The sequence below is a fragment of the Pseudomonas sp. 2FG genome, from assembly GCF_005502935.1.
Classification (GTDB): Bacteria; Pseudomonadota; Gammaproteobacteria; order Pseudomonadales; family Pseudomonadaceae; genus Aquipseudomonas.
Genome location: NZ_SCMP01000013.1, coordinates 80,848 through 106,771, shown reverse-complemented (window position 1 = coordinate 106,771; position 25,924 = coordinate 80,848). Strand labels below are relative to the sequence as shown.

The 25,924-nt window shown below is 61.8% G+C and carries 18 protein-coding genes; 8 read left to right on the top strand and 10 right to left on the bottom strand.

Annotated features, from left to right (window positions below):
* Nucleotides 1-9: 9 nt before the first annotated feature.
* The 3 genes from FFS13_RS14455 (at nt 10) to FFS13_RS14445 (ending at nt 5,077) form a co-directional block, all read left to right on the top strand.
* Nucleotides 10-1,161: an acyl-CoA dehydrogenase family protein gene (locus tag FFS13_RS14455; protein ID WP_137819782.1), complete on the top strand. Its 1,152-nt coding sequence runs from the start codon at nt 10-12 to the stop codon at nt 1,159-1,161.
* A 407-nt stretch (nt 1,162-1,568) separates the two neighbouring features.
* Nucleotides 1,569-2,144 (top strand): S-(hydroxymethyl)glutathione synthase, encoded by a 576-nt coding sequence (gene gfa, locus FFS13_RS14450; protein WP_137819781.1) that lies wholly within the window; start codon nt 1,569-1,571, stop codon nt 2,142-2,144.
* 452 nt (nt 2,145-2,596) lie between these two features.
* Complete coding sequence (locus tag FFS13_RS14445) at nt 2,597-5,077, top strand: bifunctional diguanylate cyclase/phosphodiesterase (RefSeq protein ID WP_137819780.1); 2,481 nt, start codon at nt 2,597-2,599, stop codon at nt 5,075-5,077.
* Nucleotides 5,078-5,190: 113 nt separating this feature from the next.
* Here FFS13_RS14445 and FFS13_RS14440 read toward each other — a convergent pair whose 3' ends face one another.
* From FFS13_RS14440 to peaA, 6 genes are all read right to left on the bottom strand, one after another.
* On the bottom strand, nt 5,191-6,210 hold the full coding sequence (locus FFS13_RS14440) for an AraC family transcriptional regulator (RefSeq protein ID WP_137819779.1): 1,020 nt from the start codon (nt 6,208-6,210) through the stop codon (nt 5,191-5,193).
* 99 nt (nt 6,211-6,309) lie between these two features.
* Nucleotides 6,310-8,013, bottom strand: a complete 1,704-nt coding sequence (locus FFS13_RS14435; RefSeq protein WP_137819778.1) for an AMP-binding protein — start codon at nt 8,011-8,013, stop codon at nt 6,310-6,312.
* A 105-nt stretch (nt 8,014-8,118) separates the two neighbouring features.
* Nucleotides 8,119-9,243: a quinohemoprotein amine dehydrogenase subunit beta gene (gene peaD, locus FFS13_RS14430; protein ID WP_137819777.1), complete on the bottom strand. Its 1,125-nt coding sequence runs from the start codon at nt 9,241-9,243 to the stop codon at nt 8,119-8,121.
* A 45-nt stretch (nt 9,244-9,288) separates the two neighbouring features.
* The gene (gene qhpC / locus FFS13_RS14425) at nt 9,289-9,612 is read right to left on the bottom strand and encodes a quinohemoprotein amine dehydrogenase subunit gamma (protein WP_137819776.1); all 324 of its coding nucleotides are present in this window, start codon (nt 9,610-9,612) and stop codon (nt 9,289-9,291) included.
* A gap of 1 nt (nt 9,613) precedes the next feature.
* Nucleotides 9,614-11,044 carry a quinohemoprotein amine dehydrogenase maturation protein gene (gene peaB / locus FFS13_RS14420; RefSeq protein ID WP_137819775.1) on the bottom strand — a complete coding sequence of 477 codons (1,431 nt, stop codon included), beginning with the start codon at nt 11,042-11,044 and terminating at the stop codon, nt 9,614-9,616.
* 73 nt (nt 11,045-11,117) lie between these two features.
* Nucleotides 11,118-12,695: a quinohemoprotein amine dehydrogenase subunit alpha gene (peaA, locus tag FFS13_RS14415; RefSeq protein ID WP_137819829.1), complete on the bottom strand. Its 1,578-nt coding sequence runs from the start codon at nt 12,693-12,695 to the stop codon at nt 11,118-11,120.
* A gap of 490 nt (nt 12,696-13,185) precedes the next feature.
* On the opposite strand from peaA, the gene FFS13_RS14410 reads away from it, so the two are divergent.
* Nucleotides 13,186-14,619: an aldehyde dehydrogenase gene (locus FFS13_RS14410; RefSeq protein WP_371922964.1), complete on the top strand. Its 1,434-nt coding sequence runs from the start codon at nt 13,186-13,188 to the stop codon at nt 14,617-14,619.
* Nucleotides 14,620-15,143: 524 nt separating this feature from the next.
* Nucleotides 15,144-16,586, top strand: coding sequence for a nucleobase:cation symporter-2 family protein (locus tag FFS13_RS14405; RefSeq protein WP_137819773.1), 1,443 nt, complete (start codon nt 15,144-15,146; stop codon nt 16,584-16,586).
* Between the two features lie 103 nt (nt 16,587-16,689).
* On the opposite strand, the gene FFS13_RS14400 is transcribed toward FFS13_RS14405, so the two are convergent.
* From FFS13_RS14400 to FFS13_RS14385, 4 genes are all read right to left on the bottom strand, one after another.
* Nucleotides 16,690-18,000, bottom strand: coding sequence for an FAD-dependent monooxygenase (locus FFS13_RS14400; RefSeq protein WP_171006496.1), 1,311 nt, complete (start codon nt 17,998-18,000; stop codon nt 16,690-16,692).
* Between the two features lie 15 nt (nt 18,001-18,015).
* The gene (locus tag FFS13_RS14395; RefSeq protein WP_137819771.1) at nt 18,016-18,696 is read right to left on the bottom strand and encodes a S8 family serine peptidase; all 681 of its coding nucleotides are present in this window, start codon (nt 18,694-18,696) and stop codon (nt 18,016-18,018) included.
* Nucleotides 18,686-20,422, bottom strand: coding sequence for an ABC transporter ATP-binding protein (locus tag FFS13_RS14390; RefSeq protein ID WP_137819770.1), 1,737 nt, complete (start codon nt 20,420-20,422; stop codon nt 18,686-18,688). Before FFS13_RS14390 ends, FFS13_RS14395 begins: the two co-directional genes overlap by 11 nt.
* Before the next feature lie 62 nt (nt 20,423-20,484).
* Complete coding sequence (locus FFS13_RS14385) at nt 20,485-22,395, bottom strand: sigma-54-dependent Fis family transcriptional regulator (protein WP_137819769.1); 1,911 nt, start codon at nt 22,393-22,395, stop codon at nt 20,485-20,487.
* A gap of 202 nt (nt 22,396-22,597) precedes the next feature.
* On the opposite strand from FFS13_RS14385, the gene FFS13_RS14380 reads away from it, so the two are divergent.
* From FFS13_RS14380 to FFS13_RS14370, 3 genes are all read left to right on the top strand, one after another.
* Nucleotides 22,598-22,996, top strand: a complete 399-nt coding sequence (locus tag FFS13_RS14380; RefSeq protein ID WP_137819768.1) for a MerR family DNA-binding transcriptional regulator — start codon at nt 22,598-22,600, stop codon at nt 22,994-22,996.
* A 29-nt stretch (nt 22,997-23,025) separates the two neighbouring features.
* Nucleotides 23,026-24,189: an isovaleryl-CoA dehydrogenase gene (locus FFS13_RS14375; protein WP_137819767.1), complete on the top strand. Its 1,164-nt coding sequence runs from the start codon at nt 23,026-23,028 to the stop codon at nt 24,187-24,189.
* Nucleotides 24,190-24,258: 69 nt separating this feature from the next.
* Nucleotides 24,259-25,866 carry a carboxyl transferase domain-containing protein gene (locus FFS13_RS14370; protein ID WP_137819766.1) on the top strand — a complete coding sequence of 536 codons (1,608 nt, stop codon included), beginning with the start codon at nt 24,259-24,261 and terminating at the stop codon, nt 25,864-25,866.
* Nucleotides 25,867-25,924: the final 58 nt, after the last annotated feature.

Sequence of the window (25,924 nt, the reverse complement as noted above, 5' to 3'; positions counted from 1 at the left end):
AGATACCCGATGCACGACCTCGAACTGAGCGAAGAACAACGCATGATCCGCGACCTGGCCCGCGATTTCGCCCGCCGCGAGATCGCGCCCAAGGCCCAGGCATGGGAAAAGGCCGGCTGGATCGACGATGCCCTGGTGGCGCAGATGGGCGAGCTGGGCCTGCTCGGCATGGTGGTGCCGGAGGAATGGGGCGGCTCCTATATCGACTACGTCGCCTATGCCCTGGCGGTGGAGGAAATCTCCGCCGGCGACGGTGCCGTCGGTGCGCTGATGAGCATCCACAACTCGGTCGGCTGCGGCCCCATCCTCAGGTACGGCACCCAGGCGCAGAAGCAAACCTGGCTGCCCGCGCTGGCCAGCGGCCAGGCGATCGGCTGCTTCTGCCTGACCGAGCCCCAGGCCGGTTCCGAAGCCCACAACCTGCGCACCCGCGCCGTGCTGCGTGACGGCCAGTGGCTGCTCAACGGCGCCAAGCAGTTCGTCAGCAACGGCAAGCGTGCCAAGCTGGCCATCGTCTTCGCCGTCACCGATCCGCAACTGGGCAAGAAGGGCCTCTCGGCCTTCCTGGTACCGACCGACACCCCCGGCTTCGTGGTCGACCGCAGCGAACACAAGATGGGCATCCGCGCCTCCGACACCTGTGCGGTGACCCTGAGCGATTGCGTGATCCCGGAGGAAAACCTGCTCGGTTCACGCGGCAAGGGCCTGGCCATCGCCCTGTCCAACCTCGAGGGCGGCCGCATCGGTATCGCGGCCCAAGCGCTGGGCATAGCCCGCGCGGCCTTCGAAGCGGCGCTGACCTATGCCCGGGAGCGGGTGCAGTTCGGTCAACCGATCATCGAGCACCAGAGCATCGCCAACCTGCTCGCCGACATGCACACCCAGCTCAATGCCGCGCGCCTGCTGATCCTGCATGCGGCACGCCTGAAGAGCGCCGGACACCCCTGCCTGTCGGAAGCCTCGCAGGCCAAGCTGTTCGCCTCGGAAATGGCCGAGCGCGTGTGCTCCAAGGCCATGCAGATCCACGGCGGCTACGGCTATCTGGAGGACTACCCGGTGGAGCGTTATTACCGCGACGCACGCATCACCCAGATCTACGAGGGCTCCAGCGAGATCCAGCGCCTGCTGATCGCCCGCGAGCTGGCCCATTATCCGCTGTAAGCCCTTTTGAGCAGGTATCCATCGCGGTTCTGCTCTTTTTTATTGATAAAGAGCCACCCCATGAAGCCTCACTAGTGTGCTGTCTCGCAATAATCATTGCTCAAGCGGCTGCGGCTGGCCTGTGTAGGGTGCGCCGTGCGCACCACTGACACCGGGTGCCTGGTGCGCACGGCGCACCCTACGAGCCGGTGTCATCGAAACAATAATTCTGAGACAGCACACTAGCGTTATGTTTTTCATTGGTCGAGCCGTTACTCAATACGGGGTTACGTCGTGGCCGGCAGGTTCTTGAGCGGCAGGGACAACACTAAGTCATCGACGCAGTTCACGAATCCTCCGCGGCTGGGGGCTCATACAGGGGACAGGGTTTTGCGCTATTCTCGATTGGACTACTAAGGAGGTGGGCTATGACTAGCGCATTTTCGATTCATCCGTCGGTCGACAACGGCATCCAAGCGGGCGCAGACAACTTCGCTGGCGGGACCCTCGTCTGTCGCTGCGCTCAGGACCCTGTCCGGGTGCGGGTCGATTCGCAATCGGCCCACAACCACGCCTGCGGCTGCACCAAGTGCTGGAAGCCGAAGGGTGCACTTTTCTCCGTAGTGGCGGTGGTGCCGCGCGACAAGCTCAGGGTCACCGAGCATGCCGAGAAGCTTGCAGTGGTCGATCCCAAGGCCACCATCCAGCGGCACGCCTGCACCAAGTGCGGCGTGCACATGTACGGCCGGATCGAGAACACCGGGCATCCCTTCTACGGGCTCGACTTCATCCACGCCGAGCTGTCGTCGGAGCCGGGATGGTCCGCGCCGCAATTCGCCGCGTTCGTCTCCTCGATCATCGAATCGGGCGCGGATCCGGCCATCATGGGCGCTGTGCGTGCCCGGCTGAAGGCACTAGGCCTGGAGCCTTATGACTGCCTGTCGCCAGTGCTGATGGATGCCATCGCGACGCACGCTGCCAAGGCCTCTGGCATGCTGAAGTGAAGCGGGCTCAGAGCCATTTGCGAGCGTAAGTCGCTCTGACCCTTTTGTCCCTTGGGGGCTCGCACCGAGCGGCTCTCCGACATCACTGATTTATTTTTCATCTTTCAGGCTGGAGAGACTGAGCATCATTGGCAACTGAGCAGCTCACCACTGGCAGGAGTTGGCCCTTATCGGCCATTCACACAAGCCGGTGGACAAGAACAGCGTTGTCCATGTATCGACTCATCCCGGTTTGCCAGCGAAATGTACTTCCAACGAACCTAGGGTAGCTATTGCTTGTCTCGGGAACTTCCGCTTACGAAAAGCAACGTGAGCCCAGAACAGCGAAAGCGGTTGGTTAATGCTAAGTGCAGTTTATTCTCAGGTTTAGGGTGCCGGCAGAATAGGTTAATTAGTTTCCGAAAATCACTTTTATTGGCCCATTTAGAGAGATTGTATTTGGAGACCGTGAAATGGATTTTTTCAAAAGTGAAAGCGCCGCAAAGCAAAATATGCTCGCCAGCCCAAATAATTCGAGCTCGAAAAAATGGCACCGTATGTATTTTTTCCTTGCGGGTTTCGACGTGCTGGTTGTTGTGCTGGGCGTGCTCTTGAATCACCAGATTGTCGACACTTATCACCGTTCCATCAAGGCAAACCAGTCGTGGGTCCAACAGCTGTCGAGCTATTCAACGCTGGGCAGCTTGGCCTCCGAAGTCAATGCACCGGGCAACAATGTGTTCGATACACATGAGGTCGAAGCCGAATCACGGAACATGAGTGAAGCGCTGCGTGCCTTCAACGAGCATTTGGCAATGGCCAAAGAACAGCTACAAGCTCGGATCGCTAATCAAGTTGAGCGCAGTGCAGACATCCAAACCTTCACTCTTGCATTGAAGGATGAGGTGGATGCAGTCGACGTTGCGATGGTGAAAATGGTCGATGAGGCCTTGCTGATATTTTCTTACTTCAGGGAGGGCCAGTCGGACAATGCCGGCAAGCGCATGGCAACAATGGACAGGAAGTATGCCAAGTTGCTCGCCTCACTCGCTACTGTGCGGGAGCGCGTCGGCCTAATTCAAGGCAAGCTTCTAGAGGAGGAGCTGGAATCGGTCGAGGTACTGCGCCGGGTCGAGTATGGAATCATGGCGTTCGTGCTGCTAATGGTCAGTGCGGCCGTTACTTACGGGCGCAAGATCAAGCGCGAAATGGAGTCGCATGCAGCCGAAAGGGAGGGCTACCTTGTAGAGCTGAGCGAAAGCGAGAAGCAGTTCCGCCAGCAAGCATCGTTGCTGGACAAGGCCCAGGATGCCATTGTCGTTCACGGGATGGATCACCGCATTTTGTACTGGAACAAGAGTGCCGAGCGTCTCTACGGCTTGTCAAAGGAAGAGGCACTCGGCAAATCGGCACAGGAGTTAATCTACCAAGGCCATAGCGCTTTCAATCTGGCCACTAATAGCTTGATAGAAACTGGCGATTGGGCTGGTGAGGTCACGCTTCGACGCCAGGATGGCTGCACCATCACGCTTGAAAGCCACCGAACTCTAGTGAGAGACGACCGTGGCCAACCGCAGTCTGTTCTGTCGATTAACACCGACATCACCCACCGCAAGTCAGCAGAGCAAGAGGTCACGCGTTTGGCCTTCTACGATCAGTTGACCGGGCTGGCCAACAGGCGACTTATGTTGGACCGATTACAGCACGCGCTGGCGGGCAGCGCCCGCAGTCTACATACGAGCGCGGTAATACTTATTGATCTAGATAACTTCAAGGCGCTGAACGACACACTGGGGCATGACAGAGGCGACATGTTGCTGCGGCAAGTTGCTCTGCGTCTCTCCGGCTGCATACGCGAGAGCGACACCGTGGCCCGCCTGGGCGGAGACGAATTCGTGGTCTTGCTGGAAGATCTTAATGAGAACCCTCCAGAAGCAGCTGTCCAGGCCAAGGCTATCGGCGAGAAAATTCTCAGTTCGCTCAACATTTCCTACCAACTGGATGGTTATGAGCACCACAGCACCCCCAGCGTCGGCATTGCCCTGTTTCAGGGTCAGCTAAACACTGTGGACGATATTATGAAACGCGCTGACCTGGCGATGTATCGCGCCAAGGCGGCGGGCCGTAATACCATGCGTTTCTTCGATCCGGAAATGCAGGCGGTTGCCACGGCACGCGTCAGACTGGAAGCAGACTTACGCCAAGGCTTGCAGAGAAAGGAATTCCTGCTTCATTTCCAGCCGCAGTTGAATAATGGAGGCTGCATCATAGGGGCAGAGGCGCTTGTGCGCTGGCAGCATCCTGAACGCGGAACCGTATCGCCAGTTGAGTTCATTCCAGTGGCGGAGGAAACAGGGCTGATTCTGCCGTTAGGCCGTTGGGTGCTGGAAACTGCTTGTGCTCAGTTGGTAGCTTGGGCAAAACATCCAGAAACCGCCCGGCTGAGCATGGCAGTGAATGTCAGCGCCCGTCAGTTTCACCATCCGGACTTCGTTGAGGAAGTGCTCTCAGTACTGAAATACACCGGTGCCGATCCAGAGAAGTTGAAACTGGAGCTGACCGAAGGCTTGCTGATAGAGGATGTAGAAAATACCGTCGCCAAAATGGTCGAATTGAAAGAGAACGGCATAGGCCTCTCCTTAGACGATTTCGGAACCGGCTACTCGTCGCTGTCTTACCTGAAGAGCCTTCCGTTAGATGAACTTAAAATCGACCAGTCCTTCGTCAGGGATGTGCTGATTGATCCTAACGATGCTGCCATCGCCTGCGCGATTGTAAGCTTGAGCCAGAGTTTGGGTCTTGCGGTGATTGCAGAAGGTGTGGAGACAGAGGCTCAGCGCACCTTTCTGGTCAATCATGGCTGCCAGGCCTTCCAAGGCTATCTGTTTTCCCCAGCACTGCCAGCCGAACAATTTAAGGAATTTGTTCACGAAAGATTAATAGCCGAGCGCTGATTTCAGGGGGGATTACCCGGGGAGCTAAATAGCCGCCGCCCGGGCTCCAGAGCCGCTGGACGGCGGGCAGGAATACGGCAGGGGTTAATCGCGATTCAGGGCGAGTGGGCTGCTCAGGACGAGTCCGAGGGCATGATCGCGCGGTACTGACCTGGGGTGGAGCCGGTCCACTTCTTGAACGCCTTGTAAAAGGCGCTGGTATCGGCAAAACCCAACTCGAAAGCCAGGTCGCTGAAGTTGCCATCGCCGTTGTCCAGCCGGGCGATGGCCAGATCGCGGCGGACCTGATCCTTCAGCGACTGATAGGACTGCCCTTCCAACGCCAGCTTGCGCCGCAGGGTCGAGGCGGCCATGAAGAAGTGCCCGGCCAGCGCCTCGAAATCCGGCCAGCGCTCGGGCTTGATGCTGCGCAGATAGGCTTTGATGCGGGCCGCCAGACTCTGCGGGTCGCGGTACTTGACCAGGATGTTCGCCGGCGCGCCGGCGAGAAAACCCCGCAGCTCCTGCTGGCTGCGGCGCACCGGCAGATCCAGCCATTCGGCCTTGAACAGCAGGCGACTCTGGCGCCGGGAGAAGCGCAGATTGTCGGTGAACATCACCCGGTAGTCTTCGAGGTAGTCCGGCGCCGTGCAGCGCAGGTCGAGCGCCAGAATCGGGATGCGCCGCCCCGTCAGCCAGCAGGCCAGCCCGTGCACTATCATCCACAGGGTGAAGTAGGCGAAGGCCCGGCACTGCGACTCGGCCGGCTCGCGCAGGCTGATTTCCGCCAACCCGCCCTTGCGCGTCAGCAGCGGTTGCAGGTCATCGAACACCAGCGAGAGAAAGCGCAGCGCAGCGTTCAGCGCCCCTTCGAGCATCGGTTCGTGCAGGGCCGTGCGGCACATGAAGGCGAAGCTGCCGACCTTCATCCGCCGCGCGTTCATGCCGAAGAACTCATCGTCCATGGCTTGGGCGATCAACAGCCAGAGCCGCGAGTAAGCCACGGACGAAACCCGCCCATAGGGTTTCGTCAGCAGCTCGGGAGCAATCCCCGCCTGGGTCAGCAGGGGCAGTTCGTCGCCCCCCCGCCGGCGCAGCTCAAGCAAGGCTTCATTGACCTGTTTGACGGAGATGGTGCCTTTTTCGACGCTCATGGTGACGGGGCTGCTTAGCGGTTGCGGGCCAGCGCGCAGCCGCTGCGGCTGCCGCAAAGCGCTAGTCTGCACTGGGTATCCTGTCGCCACCAGCCGTCCTCACCGATGATTGCTGACTTGCCGTTGTGAAGCAGCCTCGCTCAGTTCCTCGATGCTTATTTCGCGCATGCGGAACTTCTGGATCTTGCCGGTCACTGTCATCGGGAAGGCCTCGACGAACTTGAAATGGCGCGGCGTCTTGAAGTGCGCGATGCGCTCCTTGCACCAGCCGCGCAGCTCCTCTTCGCTGGCACTCTGGCCGGGGTGGAACTTGATCCAGGCGACGACTTCCTCGCCGTATTTCTGGTCGGGAATGCCGATCACCTGCACATCGGCTACCGCCGGATGGGTGAAGAAGAACTCCTCCAACTCGCGCGGGTAAATGTTTTCGCCGCCGCGAATGATCATGTCCTTGCTGCGCCCGACTATGCACACATAGCCCCGTTCGTTCATCACCGCGAGGTCGCCGCTGTGCATCCAGCCGTCCTTATCTATGGCCTCGGCGGTGGCCTGCGGATTGCCCCAATAGCCGATCATCACGCTGTAACCACGGGTGCAGAGTTCGCCGATCTGGCCATGGGCGACTAGATTGCCCGCCTCGTCGACTATCTTGCTTTGCAGTTGTGGCTGGGTGCGGCCGACCGTGGTCACCCGCACTTCCAGTTCGTCATCGGCGCTGGTTTGCAGGGAGACGGGGCTGGTTTCGGTCATGCCATAGGCGATCTGCACTTCACTCATGTGCATGTCGTCGATCACCCGCCGCATCACCTCGACCGGGCACGTAGCGCCGGCCATGATCCCGGTGCGCAAACTGGATAGGTCGAATGCGCTGCGTTGCGGATGGTCCAGTTCGGCAATGAACATGGTCGGCACGCCATACAAGGCGGTGGCCTTCTCTTCCGCCACCGCCGCCAGGGTGGCCAACGGATCGAACGCATCGCCTGGGTAGATCATGGTGGAGCCGTGGGTCAGGCAGCCGAGGTTGCCCATCACCATGCCGAAACAATGGTACAGCGGCACTGGAATCACCAGGCGGTCGTGCTCGGTCAGCCCCAGGCTCTCGCCAACCATGTAGCCGTTGTTGAGGATGTTATGGTGGCTGAGCGTGGCGCCCTTGGGGAAACCGGTGGTGCCGGAGGTGTACTGGATATTGATCGGTTGATCGAAGTGCAGCTCGCTCTGGCGCGCCAGCAATTGTTCGTGCGACACGGTCGCAGCGAGCAGGCTCAGCTCCGACCAGCACAAGAAGCCTGAGGGCGGTTCAGCCGCCAGGCTCACCACCCCACGAAACTCCGGCAGCCGCTCGCTGCGCAACTCACCCGGCAGATACTGCGCGAGTTCGGGCAGGAGCCCGGTGAGCATGGCGTGGTAATCCGAGGTTTTGAAGGCACTGGCACAAATCAGCCATTGGCAACCGGACTGCTTGAGGGCGTACTCCAACTCACTGCTGCGGTAGGCCGGATTGATAGTGACCAGAACCACGCCAACCTTGGCGCTGGCGAACTGCGTGATGCACCACTCCACGCAGTTGGGCGCCCAGATACCCAGGCGGTCTCCGGGTTCGAGCCCGAGCGCCAACAAAGCCCGTGCGTGGCGGTCGACCAGTTCGGCCAGTTGCGCCCAGCTGTAGCGTTGCCCTTGATGACGCACCACCAGCGCTTCGCGCTCGGCAAAGCGCGCGACGGTGCGATCGAAAGCCTCGCCTATGGTCATGGCCAACAGGGCTTTGTCCTGCCGACCTTGGGTATAACTCAGTCCAGACATCGTGATTCCACTTTTGTATTTATTAGGTGTTTGTATTTAATAGATGAATGCAAGCGCCTGTTCTGCACTGACTAGAGGCGCCGCGATCATGCCGGCGCCGCAGGTTTAACGGGTGAAGATTTGCGAAGTGGCGATCGCCATGTCGCCGCCAGGCAACTTGATATTAGTCAGCTTCTTCAACGAGTCGGCGTCATACACCGCCACATCATTGAAGGTGCCAGTCAGATAGACCTTGCTCCCCGACTTGTTCAGCGCAACGCAGTAGTAGGAGTGATCCAGCTCACCTACTTCCAGCAGTTTCTTCTGCTTGATGTCGTACTTGGTCAGGCGGTTGAGCACACCGTAGATCAGGTTCGGGTCCTTCGGTGAGCGCATGGCGGTGAAGTAGATCTCCGTCAGCGGCGCAAAATCCACGGTCTCGCTCTTGCCGGTGGCCAGGTCGATATTGAAGAAGCCATAGACGAACTCGGCAGTCGCCATGTCCTGCTTCTCATCCTTGAACTTGGCCGCGGTGTAGAGAATGCTGAAGTCCCGCGTAGGTGGCTGCTGCGCCCAGGCGTAGAGCACATCCGGCGGGCTGTAGAGCGGGCGCTTCCAGTTACGGCTGGGCACTGCCACGCCGACCTTGCCGGTGTTCACATCGACCTTGTAGATGTCGGCGCCGGCCATATACAGCGTGCCGTCATCACCGGTTTGCATCACCGTCACCTGGCGCGGTGCCGGGAAGCTGCGCAGCGGTTTGGCCGCCAGCCCGCCATCGGCGGCATAGACCTGCAGCCGCGGTGCTTGCACCTCATAGTGGTCGAGCCCCAACTGGGTCGGGTTGACGACGCTGTAGATCTCCTTGCCATCCGGGCTGATGGCGATCGAGAACAGCGCCCGCGCACGTTCGCCGGGCTTCTGCGCCAGGGCGGCATGGAACACCAGCTTGCAGCTGTCCAGATCGACGCCGTAGATGTCCCCGTAGTGGTTGTTGAGGATGTAAGCGGTCTTATGGTCCGGAGCGATCTGCGCGGTACCCGGGCCGAAGGCATCCGGCAGGGTGCAGGTTTTATACAGCTTGTCGGTCTGGGTATCGACCAGGTGCAGGTTGTTCGGGTAGTTGCCCACGACCATGTATTCGTGGCCTGACTGCAGGGCGGGGCCGGTTTCGGCCAACGCCGCCACGGACCAGGAAGTGACCAGCGCGGCTAATGCGGCAGCGATGGTGCCGGAGTGCTTGAACGACATAGCGGAATTCCTCTTCTTGTTCTGGGCCGACTAGTTCTTGACCGACTACTTGTCTTTCGGGAATACGGTGTCAAGGTTGCGCCAGCTCTCATTGGAGCTGATCGCATCCTTGTTCCAGTCCGGGTAGGTGCTCATCATGTCCGGCACCTGGGCGGGCCACCAGCAAGGGTCGGAGCAACCATACAAGTCGGCTTCCATCGGCTGGCAGAGCGAGCTGACGCCACCGAAGGCATCGATTTCCCAACCCGGGTCGGTGGTCGAGGCACAGCCAACCACGGTGCTCATCGCCAGCACCTCCTCGATACGGTCTTCCTGGGCGGCCTGTTGCAATTTTTGTGCTTTGTTATTGATCGGCTTCAGATGCTTCATCTCATTTCGCCTTCCGCGGAGTGATATAGCTGCTGATGAAGGCCGGGTTGCCGGCCATGATGCGGCTGTAGACTTCGATGCCGAAGTCCACCCAGTCGCGCATCAGATCGCAGTAGTGATAGGTCGGGTGGGTTGGGTCGCCGTAGCGCGCGTAGCTCTCGTGGTAGCAACCGCCGGAACACAGGTTGCGGATGCGGCAGCTTTCGCAGCCGGTGTCGGTCCGGTCCAGACGCTTGGAGAGGAAGTCGCCCAGTTCCACCTGTTTTACCCCCTCATGGACGTTGCCGAAGGTCGGCAGGTCCGAGCCGGTAAAACGGTGGCAGAGGTTCAGCTCACCCTTGTGGTCGACCGCCAGCATCTTCAGCCCGGCACCGCATGGCAGCGCCTTCTTGTGGCCTTCGTGGATGTCGGTGATCAGCTGGTGGAGGTTGGAAAAGCCGATGTTGCGGTGCTCCAGCGCGGCCTCCAGATAACGCCGGCCGAGCGCCTTCATATTGGCGAAGACCTCGACCAGCTCTTCGGACGTGAGGTTGAAGTCGCTGAGGTCGCCCGAGGTCACCGGGGCAAAGCCGACTTCGGCAAACCCCAACTCATTGAACAGGTGATCCCAGATGTGCTCGACGTCGGTGATGCCCCGCGTCAGGGTCACCCGGGCGCCAACCGGCCGACTGTCGTAGCGCGCCAGGAGCATCTCGGCTTTTTTCCTGACCACCTCATAGGTGCCCTGCCCGCCCACCGTGATGCGGTTGCGGTCATGCACGGTCTTCGGCCCATCGATGCTGATGGACAGACCGAAACGGTGACGATTCAGGTAGTCGGCCACTTCTTCGGTCAGCAAGGTGGCGTTGGTGGTCATGACGAACTCGACAAACTTACCCAGCTCGGCGAAGCGCTGCTCGCAGTAGTCGACCATCTGTTCGATCAGCTTGCGGTTGCTCAGCGGCTCGCCGCCGAAGAACACCACGGTGTAGCGTTGCTCGTCCGGCGACTCCTTGAGCAGCATCTCCACCGAGGCGATGGCGGTGTCCAGCTGCATCTTCTTGCCGGCAGACGGCTTGTCCAGGTCTTCCTTGTAGCAATAGGTGCAGCTCAGGTTGCAGCCGGTGTTGACGTTCAGCACCAGGGTATTCAAGGCAATACGTTCAACACGTTTGGCGGTGATGTCCGGCGTCAGCGGCGAGCCGTCGCTGACCACCTCCAGCGCCATCAGGTCGCGCAGCGTTTCGTTCACCTCGGCATCGGCAAACCGCCCGGCCAGCCGTTGCACCAGCTCAGCCGAGGAGCAACCCTGCTCACGCAGTGCATCGATAATGCCGCCCGTCAGCTCATCCGTCTGAAACAGCGAACTGCTGGGAATGTGGAACAACATGCGCTCTGCATCGACCTTCACTTCGTGCAGATTGCGTTCCACCAAATTCAAAATTGCGCCCATTACAACCTCCGAGAATCGTCTCAATCCAGCCGTTCAGGCCTGAGCGGGCGGCGCCCGCCCAGGTGCTGCGCGCTCAAGGGATGGGTGGGTTGTTCCAGCGTTGCACGGTCACGATCATCTGGCCTTCACCCTTGAGGGACTGCTCGCCTTCGGTGACTGCGGCTATGACCTTGAGATTGCCGGCGTTGTTGGTGGACATCTTGCGTGCCGGGTTCGGCCCGGCGCCAGCAGGGGTGAAGACGCCATCCTCGGCGCTCATCACACCGGCGAACTTGACGTCCTGGTCTTCGGCCGCGCGCTCATCGAAGGGCGCCACAGACCAGGTGGCCGGCACGAAACCGATGCGGTAGGCCTTGCCGTCGGCACCCTGGCCCCAGGCCTCGGCCTCGAAGCGACCTTGCACCTTGGGCGTCGAACCGCCGTTGTCGCCGACCCGCGCCACGGAGAACGCCGGCACCACTTTGACTTCACTGATCTGCTGGTACACCGCCAGGTTCACGCCCTTCAGCGCACCCAGGCTGACCACCCGCACGCCGACCGGCGCATCGCCGGCGGCCTTGACCTTGACCCGCACGCGCTCCGGGGTCTGCTCCAGCACCGAGACCAGCTCGACCCCTTCACCGAACACCGGCTTACCGCTCAAGCCAGTGCCGACCAAAGTCAGTTCGGTTTCGCTACCGGCCTTGAGATACTCCGGCTGTACCGAGAGCAGGCGCGCCGTGCCTTGTTTGGCGGCGACGAAGTCCAGGCCGCGCTCATCGTGCTCGGTCTCGAACATCCGCCCGCGGATTTCCCCGCCATTGGCGGCGAGCACCTGGCGCATGGCGACGCCGTCGACCTTGAGGTTGGCGCGCCACTCGTAGCCGTTGAACAGCACGGCCGAACCACTGCCAGCAAAGGCTTTGCCGTCGGCGTACTGGCCCTCGAGGCTGACCTTGAATTCATCCTTGCCGCTGACCGTGACGCTCATCAGGCCGCGTACATCGCCCTTGCTCGGCAGGTGGCCACTGAAGCTCCACCCGCCGGCCAATTTCGCCGCATCCGGGCGCTGTTGCTGCCAGTCGGCCCAGGCCTGGCTGTCCAGCGGGTATTTTTTGGCCAGCTCAGGCACCACCTCTTTGAGCGCAACATCCAGCCAGTCGCGGTCGCGGGCCATCATCTGGTACTCAAGCGACGGCCACTGCCCCAGGTGGAAATTGACCAGGTGTTCCCATTCTTTGGCCGGACGACGCTGCAGGGCCACCCGCGCACCGGAGTGGCAGCGCGCGCACATCTGGGTGAATTTTTCGTCGAACTGCTCGACGCTGTTCAGCCGGCGCTCCAAGGCGTAACGCACGCCATCGGTTTCGCTGGGTGCCAAGCCTTGCTTGTCGGCGAGGTATTTCACCAGGGAGCGGCGATCCTCGTCGTTGATCTGCAGGCCATGCATGATCTGCATCCGCGCGATGCTCATCAGCCAGCCCTCGGGCGTTTTACGCTGATGACTGATGCGGCTCAGGTCCTTGTCACCTTCCGGGATGTGACACCCCTGACAGGTCTCTTTGAGGATGGTGGCACCATCCCTTGCAGCCATGGCCTGGGGCGATTGCAACGCCGCACCAATAGCCAGCGTTAGCGTTCCGACGCTCAGGTAATGCCGGAGTAGTGTCATCTTCAAAATCAGACCTCCACGGTTTTTTCTTATGATTGGCGCCACTGCCCAGCTACATAGGAGTGCGACTGTCATGGCAAATACACATTGCATGCCAGCGTTTATAAAACTCTTATAAATCAGCTGGATGAGCGATTTTAATGACGATATTCAGGTCTAGGATTCGGGCGCCCGGCGTTTAAATTCGCGACAGCTGTACAACTCTGCGACAGAAGCTCGCGCAGCACCTGGAAACTGCCATGGCGGCCTGTTCCAGGGCTGTCTCAAGCCGTCTCAAACTGTTACAGCCGAGCTTGCCGTTCGCGCCCTAAAATCTAGTTAAAGACCTTTAATTTCAATAACCTATTTAAACAACCCGGGGTTGGCATGACGGTTGCGAAAGAGCCCTCACCCAAGAGCACTAACCGAGGCTGATTCCATGAGTTCTTCCCTGCCCCTTAACCCGCCCCTTAACCCGAGAACGCTCGAGTTCATTCAGCGTAGGCAAAGAATGTTGCTCGGCGAGCAATGGCTCGATGCCGCCAGCGGCGCGACCATGAGCGTGCGCAACCCGGCTACCGGTGAAGTGCTGAGTGAGGTGCCCCGCGCCTCCAAGGCCGACGTCGACAACGCCGTGCAGGCTGCCCGCCAGGCCTTCGACGATTCGCCCTGGAGCCGCATGCGCCCACGGGAACGGCAGAACCTGCTGTGGCGCCTGGCCGAGCTGATGGAGCGCGACGCCGAGGTGCTGGCCGAGATCGAGTGCCTGAACAACGGCAAAAGCGCGCAAGTGGCCCGGCTGATGGACGTGCAGCTGTCCATCGACTTTCTGCGTTATATGGCCGGTTGGGCCACCAAGATCGAGGGTTCCTGCGTCGAGGTGTCGATGCCGCTAATGCCGGATGATCAGTTCCATGGCTTTATCCGCCGCGAAGCCATAGGCGTGGTCGGCGCCATAGTCGCCTGGAACTTCCCACTGCTGCTGGCCTGCTGGAAGCTCGGTCCGGCGCTGGCGACCGGTTGCACCCTGGTGCTCAAACCGGCGGACGAAACCCCGCTGTCGGCCCTGAAGCTCGCCGAACTGGTACTCGAAGCCGGCTACCCGGCGGGCGTCTTCAACGTGGTCACCGGCACCGGAATCGAGGCCGGTGCGGCGCTCAGCCACAACCCGGATGTCGACAAGCTGACCTTCACCGGCTCCACCGAAGTCGGCAAGCAGATAGGCCGGGCGGCCATGGACAACATGACCCGCGTCACCCTGGAGCTGGGCGGCAAGTCGCCGACCATCGTCATGGCCGATGCCGACCTGCAACAGGCGGCCGCCGGTGCGGCCAGCGCCATCTTCTTCAACCAGGGCCAGGTCTGCTGCGCCGGCTCGCGCCTGTACGTACAGCGCAAGCACTTCGACAAGGTGATCGCCGACATCGCCGACATCGCCAACGCCATGAAGCTCGGTAACGGCCTGGATCCGAGCGTGGCCATGGGCCCGCTGATTTCGGCGCGCCAGCAGGAACGCGTGTATGGCTACATCGAGCGCGGCCGCGAGCTGGGCGCCACCATCGCCTGCGGCGGCGAGCAATTCGGCCCCGGCTACTTCGTCAAGCCGACGGTGCTGGTCGATGTCGATCAACGCGGCCCGCTGGTGCAGGAGGAGATCTTCGGCCCGGTGCTGGTGGCGATGCCCTTCGACGACATCGAGGAGGCGATCCGCCTGGCCAACGACAACCGCTACGGTCTGGGCGCCAGCATCTGGTCGAACGACCTCGCGGCGGTCCACCGGATGATCCCGCGGATCAAATCCGGCTCGGTCTGGGTCAACTGCCACAGCGCCCTGGACCCGGCCCTGCCCTTCGGCGGTTACAAGATGTCCGGCGTCGGCCGCGAGATGGGCGCGGCGGCCATCGAGCACTACACCGAGCTGAAGTCGGTATTGATCAAGCTCTGAAGCCGATCAGTCCCCAGTCTGCAGGCTGGGGTTAGCCCACCCGCACAGACATCTCCCGCCGCACTCCTTCTGCTCATGACTTCGGCCACCGCAACGGTGGCCGAAATATCGCGCCCATTCACCGGCAGCGTGCCAATAAGAGCGTCGCACTAGCCGCAGCAGAACCTGCATAAACCTTCCCGCAGACCGAGCTAACCACTAGCGCGGACTTTCCGGCGTCGTTATAGATCAACTCATCCCCATATAAAAGCTGACCGCAGAGACAGGAAATAAATATGTATACAAATAATTAGCCAATCATGGGTGCCAATAAGCGCAGCGCAGTAGCCGCAACAGAGCTTGCATAAGCCTCCCCGCAGACCGAGCTAACCAATAGCGCGGACTTTCCGGCGTCGTTCTGTAGCGGTGCATCCTCAGGAAAAACTTGACTCAAAAGACAAGTTAATTTGTATACAAATAATTAGACAATCATTGTATTGATTGTCTACATTGGGCGCGCAAAACAATAACGAGAGGAGTTCGACATGAATACATCGCCTGCTAGAACATCTGCAGAACAACGTCCTGAGGACGAAAAACTGAGTGTTGGCGCCAACTTGGCCTACGGCCTGCAGCACGTCTTGACCATGTACGGCGGCATTGTCGCGGTGCCTCTGATCATCGGTCAGGCGGCCGGGCTGTCACCCAGCGAGATCGGCATGCTGATTACCGCGTCGCTATTCGTCGGCGGCTTGGCGACGTTATTGCAGACCCTCGGCCTGCCCTTCTTCGGTTGTCAGTTGCCGCTGGTGCAAGGCGTGTCCTTCGCGGGTGTCGCCACCATGATCGCCATAGTCACCACCGGGGGTGGTCTCCCGGCGGTGCTTGGCGCGGTGATAGTCGCGTCGCTGATCGGCTTTTTAGTGACACCGATCTTTTCCAGGATCATCAAGTTCTTCCCGGATTTGGTGACGGGAATAGTGATCACCACCATTGGCCTGACGCTGATGCCAGTCGCGGCGTTCTGGGCCATGGGCGGCAACCCGACAGCCGAAAATTTTGGCAGCATGGGCAATATCGGTCTGGCCGCTTTTACCCTGGCCATAGTGCTGCTGCTGAGCAAACTGGGTAACGCGACTATTTCGCGCCTGTCGATCCTGCTGGCAATGGTCATCGGCACCCTGACCGCCCTGTTCTTGGGCATGACCGATTTCTCCCAAGTCAGCACCGGCCCGATGCTGGCCTTCCCTACGCCTTTCCATTTTGGCATGCCGACTTTTGAAGTGGCGGCCATCGTTTCCATGCTGATAGTCATCATGGTGACCATGGTCGAAACCTCGGCGGACATCCTCGCGGTCGGTGACATCATCGAGACCAAGGTGGACTCCAAGCGTCTTGGCAACGGCCTGCGCGCCGACATGATTTCCAGCATGTTCGCGCCTATCTTCGGCTCCTTCACCCAGAGCGCCTTCGCCCAGAACGTCGGTTTGGTTGCCGTCACCGGCGTCAAGAGCCGTTATGTAGTGGCCTCTGCGGGTCTAATTCTAGTGACCCTGGGCTTATTGCCGGTGATGGGCCGCATCGTCGCCGCCGTGCCTGCTTCGGTCCTCGGTGGTGCGGGGATCGTCTTGTTCGGCACCGTGGCCGCCAGCGGCATCCGTACCCTGTCCAAGGTCGACTACCGCAACAACATGAACCTGATCATAGTCGCGACCTCAATCGGCTTCGGCATGATCCCGATCGCCGCGCCGAAATTCTATGAGCATTTCCCTAGCTGGTTCGCCACCATCTTCCACTCCGGCATCAGCTCGGCGGCGATCATGGCGATCCTCTTGAATCTGCTGTTCAACCACTTCCGCGCCGGCAACTCGGAGCAGCAGTCGGTGTTCGTCGCGGCCGACGCCGTGCTGAATGAAGATGATCGCTTCGTTGATGGCAAGCTCTTTGATAGCAAAGCGGTGAAAACACCGGTAGCTGACCACCACTAAGCTGCAACTGCATGGCAAGCCGCTTCCGCCCCCTTCAGGTGTAGGAAGTGGCTTGTTCGTTACTCGACTAAGACCTGCAAGATGGGCCTTAGCCCACCCGACTCTAGGCCTGGCGATAACCCTGAGCCCGCAGCCAGCCGTAGACCATCCGCTGTTGCGCCACGGCCAGCGGTGCCAGCACCTCGGCGAGCGGCGCGGACTGTAGCGCCCGCACTATCGGCGCCAGCTCTATCCCCTGCAGATGCCAGATCCCCAGCGGCTGATCCGCGGTTATCACCACCTCCACCTCATCGATCAGCTCGCCATGGATCACCGGCGCCCGCGCCACCCGCAGGCTCGCGTAATCCGCCGGCTGGTGCAGCGGCAGGTCATCCGGCCAGTTGCGCCGACTCTGCCAGAACGGCCGCGCGGCCCACCGCTGTTCCATGGCGTAAAAATCCCGGCCGATTCGGGCGAAGCGCAGAAACAGCTGCTCCACCCGCTGCTGATGAAACTGCCGCGCCAATGCAGCCCGCTCGGGCCTTTGCAGCAGCGTGTTGATCACCGCAGGCGCCTGCAGGGACGACGACAGCGACTGGAAGATGCCATTACCCGAGAGCGGATCGACGGCCATCGCCGCATCACCGACGCGCAGCCAGTTATCACCGGAGGTTTGCAGGCACAGCGTGGCCGTGCTGCTGCGCGCGTGCAGCGCAGTCGGTTGCAACGCCGGCGCACCGAACAGCTCCCGCACCAAGGCCGATTGCGCCCGCTGTGCCGCGCAGAATTCCGCCAGTTTGGACTTTTCCGGCAAGTCGGCGCTGGCCACATCGAGGGTCAGCTGCCAGAAACAACGGCCATCGCCCAGGCGCGCCATCCAGGCCCAGCCATCGGCCAGACTCTCCACCGCCGAGCGGGCCGGGCCGGGCTGTTCCTGCCAGGCATTGAGCAGGCTGAGGCTTTCCTGGCCGCGCAGACCTTTGCCGGATAACGGCGCCTGACGCCCACGGGCTTCCACCAGGAAATCGGCGTGACAGCTCAGCGGGCCGCTGGTGCTGTCCAGCTGCAGGCGATGGCCCGCGGCCGTCGAACTCAGCTCGCGCACCCGCGCCTCGATCAGCTCGACGCCGGCCGCCAACAGGTCCTGACGGATCGCCGCATCGAACACCGGCCTATCCAGCAGATGCTCCACATTCGGTGCATGGGCTTCGCCGTTCCACTGCACCTGCCGGGGCGAAGCCGCGCAGGCACTGGCCAGCGCCTGGGGCAGCCCGGCCTGGCGCAAACCCTCCAGCACTCGCTGGGAAACCCCTTCCAGCGCCGCGAAGCGTCGCCATTCACTGACCACGCACACCCCATAGCCCAGGCGTTTGAGCCCCAGCGCCACCGCCGCGCCGGCCGGGCCGGCGCCGAGCACGACTATCTGTTTATTCATCACGCTGTTTGTCCATCAAGACACCAGCCCACGCCGCTCCGGGCCGACGAAGGCGGCCTGGCTGCGCAGATGTTCGAGCAGCGCCGCCACGCTGGCTGCGGGATGCTCCAGCAGATAAGCCGCGGCATGCCCGCTGAGCACTGCGCTGGCAATACTGGCGCCGGCCAGGCCGCCGCTTGCCGAGGCCACAGGCGCGCCGAAATCCGCCTGCGGGCTGTTCAGCCAGGACCATTGCCCGCCCGTACAGCGCGCATCGCCGGTGACCCGCAGCACACCGGGATAGCTGGCCGGAAACACCGGCTCACCGCGCGCCGGGCTGGCCGCGCAGAGCAGGATGCCGGCCGCCTGCGCGGCCTCGCAGGCTTCACGCAGTAACGGGCGGTCCTGGCGTACGCCCAGGCTCAGGTTGATCAGCGCCACGTCCTGCTCCATCAGCCAGTAAATCGCCGCGGCGATTTGCAGCGGGCTGGTCAGCCAGCGCTCGCTAAACACCTGGGCCAGGCAAAATTGCACGGCAGCCGCGCGCTCGGCGATGGCGCTCAGCACCGCCGTGCCGTGCCCGAGGCGATCCGGTTGGGCCGCGCCCTCCTGCAAGTTGTCATCCGCCAGCCAGAAACGCCGCGCGACCAGTACCTGATCGGCCTGCGCGGCGCTATGGCCACTGTCGATGATGCCGATGCGCAACTCAGCGACCATGCTGCGCTGGCTCCTCAATAGCGCAGGCCAACAACTGGCCGTCGTGCAGCTCGAAGCGCAGTTCGGCTTGCGCCAGGGTCGAGGGCCGGTGGCTGATGAGAATCCGCGTACGGCCAATGAACAGCTGGTCGATGGCGGCGATCACTTCCCGCTCGGTGGCCTCATCGACCGCCGAGGTGGCTTCATCCAGCACCAGAATCAATGGGTCCTGCAGCAAGGCGCGAGCAATAGCTATGCGTTGTTTCTGCCCGCCGGACAGTTGCTGGCCGCGTTCGCCCAGCAGACTGTCCAGCCCCAGCGGCAGTGATTCGATCAAGCCGTCGAGCTGCGCCAGTTGGGCGACCTTCTCGATTTCCCCTCGGCTGGCCTGGGGCGCGCTGTAGCTGAGGTTGTCGGCCAGGCTGCCGCGAAACAGCACGATGTCCTGGCTGACCACGGCGATGCGCCGGCGCAGGGCAAATAGATCCAGCTCCCGCAAGTCGATGCCTTGCAGGCGGATACAGCCCTGATCCGGATCGTAGAACCGCTGCAAGAGGTCGATCAGCGTCGACTTACCGACCCCCGAGGCCCCGCTGATGGCTACTTTCAGCCCGCCCGGAATCTGCGCGTCGAGCCCGCGCAACACCGGCTGCGCGCGCTGGTCGTGGCCGAACCAGACGTTCTCGAAGCTCAAGTCACCCACACCAGCCGGCAAATCGCGGGGCTGCGCCGGCTGGCTGACCTGGGCCGGCTCGCGCTTGAGCTCCATCACCCGCCCGAGGCTGACGCTCATGCGCTGCAGGGCCACGTACAGGCCCAGCAGGCTCTGCACCGGCCCCACGGCCATGCCCAGATAGGTGGAAAAAGCGATCAGCGCGCCCAGTTGCCAGGTGCCCTGGATCACCCAATAGCCGCCGATCAGAAAGGCCCCGGCGCGGGAGAGCGAGGTCAGTGTGCCCGGCACCGCGTTGGTGAAAAACTCGGTCACCTGCAACCTCAGCAGCTGGCTCATATAGCTGTCGCCCAGATGTTGCAGGCGCTGGGATTCGCGCTGCTGCTGGCCGGCGGACTGGATAAATTTCATCGCCGGCAGGGTTTCCACCAGGAACGAGGAGACATCCGCCGAGCGTTCGCGCAACTGGCGCACATTGCGTTCGACCTTGCGGCGCATCCAGCGCAACCAGAGGACTTCCAACGGGATCAACAGGGCGACGATCAGCGCGAGCTTCCAGTTCAGCGTCAGCAACAAGGCCACCGCGCCGAGCAGGCCGATCACGCTGGAGACCGCCGAGAACAGCGAATCCACGGCGAAACGCTGGATTTCCGCGACATCGCCATCCAGCCGCGAGAGCAGATCGCCGATCCGTTTGCGCCCGTAAAATGCCGGCGACAGCCGCTGCAGGTGCTGATACAGCGCATCGCGCAGGGCGAACAGAATCCGCCCGGACAAGCGCGTGTGCAGGTAGCGGTTGATCCCGGCCAGCAGCGTGCTGAAAATGCCCACCGCAATCATCGCCAGTGCCACCTTCAGCAACACGCCGAAGTCCTTGGCCAACAAGCCGTCGTCGATCAGCATCTTGGTCAGCCAGGGCTGCGCCAGCACCAGCAGCGAGGCGCTTAGCGAGAGCGCCAGCAGGCCGAGGATGGCGCGCAGGTGCGGGCGCACGAAACCGAACAGCCAGGCAATCGCCTGCTGAAAAGTTGCCGGGGCGTCTGTTTCGATAAAGCGGAGCAAAAACCTGGACATCGGTGATCAACGCCATCCAATCGGGGGGAAGCCGGGCGCCGGAATTGGCGTCCGCATCAATGCTATGCGCGGAACTGCTTCAGCTTGCGATACAGGGTCGCGCGGCTGATGCCTAGGGAGTCGGCCGCGGCGGACACATTGCCGTGGTGCCGGTCGAGGGAGCTGCGAATCAGCTCCAGTTCGTTCTCACGGATACGCCCGCAGGGTTGCCGGCAACTGGCGGTCAGATCGTCCAGCAGGCTGTCGGTCAGGTGCTCCAGGCCCAATTCGGTTTCCGCCCCTTCACGCATGGCCAGCGCGGCGCGCAAGACCATTTCCAGCTGGCGGATATTGCCCGGCCAATCGTAGTGGGCGAGCAGTTCCCCAAGTTCCTGGTCGATGCTTATATGGCTGGCGCCCAGCTTGTTCAGCACAGTGGCGATCAAGCCGTCGATGTCGTCCCGCTCGCGCAGCGCCGGCAGCCGCAGGCTCACACCGTTGACTCGGTAATAGAGGTCTTCGCGGAAGCTCTTGTCCTGCACCAGCTGCTTCAGGTCGCGGTGGGTGGCGCAAATCACCGCCACGTCGATGTCCTGCTCCTCGCCGGCGCCCAAAGGCGCCACCTTGCGCTCCTGGAGCACACGCAACAGGCGGGCTTGCAGGCTCAAGGGCATATCGCCGATTTCATCGAGAAACAGCGTGCCGCCATTGGCCTGCAACAGGCGCCCGAGCATGCCGCCCTTGCGTGAGCCGGTGAACGCCCCCTCGCGGTAGCCGAACAGTTCCGACTCGATCAAGCCTTCGGGAATCGCCGCGCAGTTCACTGCGACGAAAGGTTTATCGGCACGCACGCTGGCCTGATGCAACGCCCGGGCGACCACTTCCTTACCGGTGCCGGTTTCGCCCAGCAGCAACACCGGCAGGCCGCCCGCCAGACCTTGTTGGGCCATGCGCAACGAGCGGGCGAAGCGGCTGTTGCTACCGGCCAGCTCTTCCAGCAGCAGGCGTTTCGGCGCGGCGGCTTTCGGTGCGGCCGCAGGCGTGGCCATGGCGGCGCAGCGCGGAACCTGCAGCGCCTTGAAGAAGAACTCGCCGCTGGCGGTTTGCACGCTGCTGACCGCGCCCTGCAACAGACGGGAGATGAACTGGCCGCTACGGCCGCCGAGAAAGTCCTGGCAACGACGCCCGAGCAGGCTCGCCCTCGGCAGTTTCAGCAGATCGCAGGCCTGCTGGTTGGCCGCCAGCACTTCACCATCCAGGCTCAGCGCCAACAGGCCGTGCCAGGCGGACCCCAAGTATTGCTGGCGGCTGTGGAACGCCAGAATGATCTGCTCGGGATAAAAAGCGCCGAATAGCCGGCCCTCGATATTGCTGGCCACCAGCATCAAGGTCGCGAGGCTGTCCTGCGGCTGGGTCAACACGCCTTCGCGAGTCAGATCGATGACTCCTATGACTTGGCCCAGTGGATTCTTGATCGGCACCGAGGTGCAGGAGAACCGGCTCAAGCGATCCAGGTAGTGCTCGCCACAGTTGATCAGGGTCGGCCGGCCTTCCACCACGGCCGTGCCCAGGGCATTGGTGCCCCGCAGCGCTTCACTCCAGCAGTTGCCCGGCGCCAGGTCGCGTAGCTCGAAGGCCTTGAGGTATTCGGTTTGCCCCTCGACGGCCAGCACAGTCGCATCGGCATTGCCGAGAACGATCAGCCCGCCTTTACCTTGCTGGGCGATCAGGTAGTCCAGCTCGGGGGTGGCGGCATCGATCAGCACGCGGTTCTGCGCCAGCAATAACGCGAGGTCATTGCTCAGGTGCAAACCGATCGCTTCTTCATCGATGCAGCTCAGGCCATGGCCGATACTGCGCCGCCAGGACGCATCGATTTCGTCACGCAGCAGACCTTGCGGCAACTGCCCATCGACAATCAGTTTCTCCCGAACCAGTCGGGACTCATGCAGCGGGTCGGTGCTTATTATTTTTGTTGAAAATGATTGGCTCATCTCTCACTCCGGCTGGGTTTGCATCAACACCGCCCCGATCGACTGGCTGGGCTAGGGTGGCCGATGACAAAACGCGCACGCTGTAAAATGTCTACACCTAGACCCGCTGACAGTAAAGGCCGTGCACAGCGTTCGGTTATTGACAGCCCTGCCTTGTAGCTTTACGTTAACGTAAAGGTAAACGCATTGCGAGCACTCATCCATGTCTACGACCTACAGCATTTCCGACCTTGCCCGCGAACTGGATATCACTACCCGTGCCATCCGCTTCTATGAAGAGCAAGGCATGCTCACGCCGGAGCGGCGTGGCCAGGAACGCATCTATTCGGCACGCGACAAGGTTTCCCTGAAGCTGATTCTGCGCGGCAAGCGCATCGGCTTTTCCCTCGCCGAATGCCGTGAGCTGATCGAGCTGTACGACCCGAGCGGCGGCAATCGCAAGCAGTTGGAAACCTTTATGCGCAAGATCACCGAGCGCCGCGCGCAGCTTGAACAGCAACTGCTAGATATCCAGCAGATGCAGCTGGAGCTGGATACGGCCGAGGAACGCTGCCATATCGCACTCGCCGAAACGCTTAAACAACAAGACCTTACCGTTTAAACCTAATCATAAAGATCATAGGTGGAACCATGAGCTATCCGTCCCTCAACTTCGCCCTCGGCGAAACCATCGACATGCTGCGCGACCAGGTTCAAGCCTTCGTTGCCGCTGAACTCGCCCCGCGTGCTGCCGCCATCGACAGCGACAACCTCTTCCCGGCTGACATGTGGAAGAAGTTCGGCGACATGGGCCTGCTCGGCATCACAGTCCCGGAGGAATACGGCGGCTCGGGCCTCGGTTACCTGGCGCACGTGGTCGCACTGGAAGAGATCAGCCGTGGTTCGGCCTCGGTCGGCCTCTCCTACGGCGCCCACTCCAACCTCTGCGTCAACCAGATCAACCGCAACGGCACTGCCGAGCAGAAAGCCAAATACCTCCCCAAGCTGGTCTCCGGCGAGCATATCGGCGCCCTGGCGATGAGCGAGCCGAATGCCGGCTCCGATGTGGTATCGATGAAACTGCGCGCCGACCGCAAGGGCGAGCACTTCGTCCTCAACGGCAGCAAGACCTGGATCACCAACGGCCCGGACGCCAACACCTATGTGATCTACGCCAAGACCGACCTGGAGAAAGGCCCGCAGGGCATCACCGCGTTCATCGTCGAGCGCGACTGGAAAGGTTTCTCCCGTAGCAGCAAGTTCGACAAGCTCGGTATGCGCGGCTCGAACACCTGCGAACTGTTCTTCGATGACGTCGAAGTGCCGGAAGAAAACATCCTCGGCGTGCTCAACGGCGGCGTGAAGGTGCTGATGAGCGGCCTGGACTACGAGCGTGTGGTGCTCTCCGGCGGCCCCATCGGGATCATGCAGGCCTGCATGGACGTCGTGCTGCCCTACATCCACGACCGCAAGCAGTTCGGCCAGAGCATCGGCGAGTTCCAGCTGATCCAGGGCAAGGTCGCCGACATGTATACCCAGCTCAACGCCAGCCGCGCCTACCTGTATGCCGTGGCGAATGCCTGCGACCGTGGCGAAACCACCCGCAAGGACGCCGCCGGGGTCATCCTCTACAGCGCCGAGCGCGCCACGCAGATGGCCCTGGATGCGATCCAGATCCTCGGCGGCAACGGCTACATCAACGAGTTCCCCACCGGCCGCCTGCTGCGCGACGCCAAGCTCTACGAAATCGGCGCCGGCACCAGCGAAATCCGCCGCATGTTGATTGGGCGCGAGCTGTTCAACGAGACCAAGTAACCCGTAGGGTGCGCCATGCGCACCGGGCAAACATGATGGTGCGCGCGGCGCACCCTACAGGGACTTCCCATGGCCATCCTCAACACCCAGATCAATACCCGCACGCCGGAGTTCGCCGCCAATAACGCGGCCATGCTCAAGCAGGTCGACGACCTGCGTGCCCTGCTCGGCCGCGTCCACGAAGGCGGCGGCGCCAAGGCGCAGGAGCGGCACCGCTCGCGCGGCAAACTGCTGCCGCGGGAACGGATCAATCGCCTGCTCGACCCCGGCTCGCCCTTCCTGGAAGTCGGCCAGCTGGCCGCCCACGAGGTGTATGGCGAGGACGTGCCGGCCGCCGGCGTGATCGCCGGGATCGGTCGTGTCGAAGGCATCGAGTGCATGATCCTGGCCAACGACGCCACGGTCAAAGGCGGCAGCTACTACCCGCTGACGGTGAAGAAGCACCTGCGCGCGCAGACCATAGCCCGGGAAAACCGCCTGCCATGCATCTACCTGGTCGACTCCGGCGGCGCCAACCTGCCGCGCCAGGACGAGGTGTTTCCGGACCGCGAACACTTCGGCCGAATCTTCTTCAACCAGGCCAATATGAGCGCCATGGGGATTCCCCAAATTGCGGTGGTGATGGGTTCCTGCACCGCCGGCGGCGCCTATGTGCCGGCCATGTCCGACGAAACCATCATGGTTCGCAACCAGGCCACGATCTTCCTCGCCGGCCCGCCGCTGGTGCGGGCCGCCACCGGTGAAGTGGTCAGCGCCGAAGACCTCGGCGGTGCCGATGTGCACTGCAAGACCAGCGGGGTCGCCGACCACTACGCCGAGAACGACGAGCATGCGCTGGCCCTCGCCCGCCGTTGCATCGGCAACCTGAACTGGCGCAAACAAGGCCAACTGCATAGCCGCACGCCACGCCTGCCGCTGTATGCCGGCGATGAACTGTACGGCGTGATCCCGGCCGACGCCAAACACCCCTTCGATGTGCGCGAGGTGATAGCGCGGCTGGTCGACGGCTCCGAATTCGATGAGTTCAAGGCGCTGTTCGGCGCCACCCTGGTCTGCGGCTTTGCGCATATCCAGGGCTATCCGCTAGCGATCATCGCCAATAACGGGATCTTGTTCGCCGAGTCCGCGCAGAAAGGCGCGCACTTCATCGAACTGGCCTGCCAGCGCGGCATTCCGCTGCTGTTCCTGCAGAACATCACCGGCTTTATGGTCGGGCAGAAGTACGAAGCCGGCGGCATCGCCAAGCACGGCGCCAAACTGGTAACCGCGGTGGCCTGCGCCAGGGTGCCGAAGTTCACCGTGATCATCGGCGGCAGTTTCGGCGCGGGCAACTACGGGATGTGTGGTCGCGCCTACGATCCGCGCTTCCTGTGGATGTGGCCGAACGCGCGAATCGGCGTAATGGGCGGCGAACAGGCCGCCGGGGTACTGGCGCAGGTCAAACGCGAACAAGCGGAACGCAGCGGCCACAGCCTCAGCGCCGAGGATGAAGCGAAGATCAAACAGCCGATCCTCGAACAGTACGAGCACCAGGGCCACCCCTACTACTCCAGCGCGCGGCTCTGGGATGACGGCGTGATCGACCCGGCGCAAACCCGCGAGGTGCTGGCGCTGGCACTGTCCGCGTCCCTGAATGCCCCTATCGAGCCGACCACCTTTGGCGTCTTTCGCATGTAGGGTGCGCCGCGCGCACCAATGTTCAACGTATCGGTGCGCACAGCGCACCCTACAGGAA

What these genes read in the sequence shown, in the direction of transcription:
- FFS13_RS14445 (WP_137819780.1), top strand. Translation starts at nt 2,597, where the DNA reads ATGGATTTTTTCAAAAGTGAAAGCGCCGCAAAGCAAAATATGCTCGCC.
- peaB (WP_137819775.1), bottom strand. Translation starts at nt 11,044, where the DNA reads ATGGGCGCAATTTTGAATTTGGTGGAACGCAATCTGCACGAAGTGAAG.
- FFS13_RS14410 (WP_371922964.1), top strand. Translation starts at nt 13,186, where the DNA reads ATGTTGCTCGGCGAGCAATGGCTCGATGCCGCCAGCGGCGCGACCATG.
- qhpC (WP_137819776.1), bottom strand. Translation starts at nt 9,612, where the DNA reads ATGAAGCATCTGAAGCCGATCAATAACAAAGCACAAAAATTGCAACAG.
- FFS13_RS14395 (WP_137819771.1), bottom strand. Translation starts at nt 18,696, where the DNA reads ATGGTCGCTGAGTTGCGCATCGGCATCATCGACAGTGGCCATAGCGCC.
- FFS13_RS14390 (WP_137819770.1), bottom strand. Translation starts at nt 20,422, where the DNA reads ATGTCCAGGTTTTTGCTCCGCTTTATCGAAACAGACGCCCCGGCAACT.
- FFS13_RS14440 (WP_137819779.1), bottom strand. Translation starts at nt 6,210, where the DNA reads ATGAGCGTCGAAAAAGGCACCATCTCCGTCAAACAGGTCAATGAAGCC.
- FFS13_RS14375 (WP_137819767.1), top strand. Translation starts at nt 23,026, where the DNA reads ATGAGCTATCCGTCCCTCAACTTCGCCCTCGGCGAAACCATCGACATG.
- FFS13_RS14370 (WP_137819766.1), top strand. Translation starts at nt 24,259, where the DNA reads ATGGCCATCCTCAACACCCAGATCAATACCCGCACGCCGGAGTTCGCC.
- FFS13_RS14435 (WP_137819778.1), bottom strand. Translation starts at nt 8,013, where the DNA reads ATGTCTGGACTGAGTTATACCCAAGGTCGGCAGGACAAAGCCCTGTTG.
- peaA (WP_137819829.1), bottom strand. Translation starts at nt 12,695, where the DNA reads ATGACACTACTCCGGCATTACCTGAGCGTCGGAACGCTAACGCTGGCT.
- FFS13_RS14385 (WP_137819769.1), bottom strand. Translation starts at nt 22,395, where the DNA reads ATGAGCCAATCATTTTCAACAAAAATAATAAGCACCGACCCGCTGCAT.
- peaD (WP_137819777.1), bottom strand. Translation starts at nt 9,243, where the DNA reads ATGTCGTTCAAGCACTCCGGCACCATCGCTGCCGCATTAGCCGCGCTG.
- gfa (WP_137819781.1), top strand. Translation starts at nt 1,569, where the DNA reads ATGACTAGCGCATTTTCGATTCATCCGTCGGTCGACAACGGCATCCAA.
- FFS13_RS14405 (WP_137819773.1), top strand. Translation starts at nt 15,144, where the DNA reads ATGAATACATCGCCTGCTAGAACATCTGCAGAACAACGTCCTGAGGAC.
- FFS13_RS14380 (WP_137819768.1), top strand. Translation starts at nt 22,598, where the DNA reads ATGTCTACGACCTACAGCATTTCCGACCTTGCCCGCGAACTGGATATC.
- FFS13_RS14455 (WP_137819782.1), top strand. Translation starts at nt 10, where the DNA reads ATGCACGACCTCGAACTGAGCGAAGAACAACGCATGATCCGCGACCTG.
- FFS13_RS14400 (WP_171006496.1), bottom strand. Translation starts at nt 18,000, where the DNA reads ATGAATAAACAGATAGTCGTGCTCGGCGCCGGCCCGGCCGGCGCGGCG.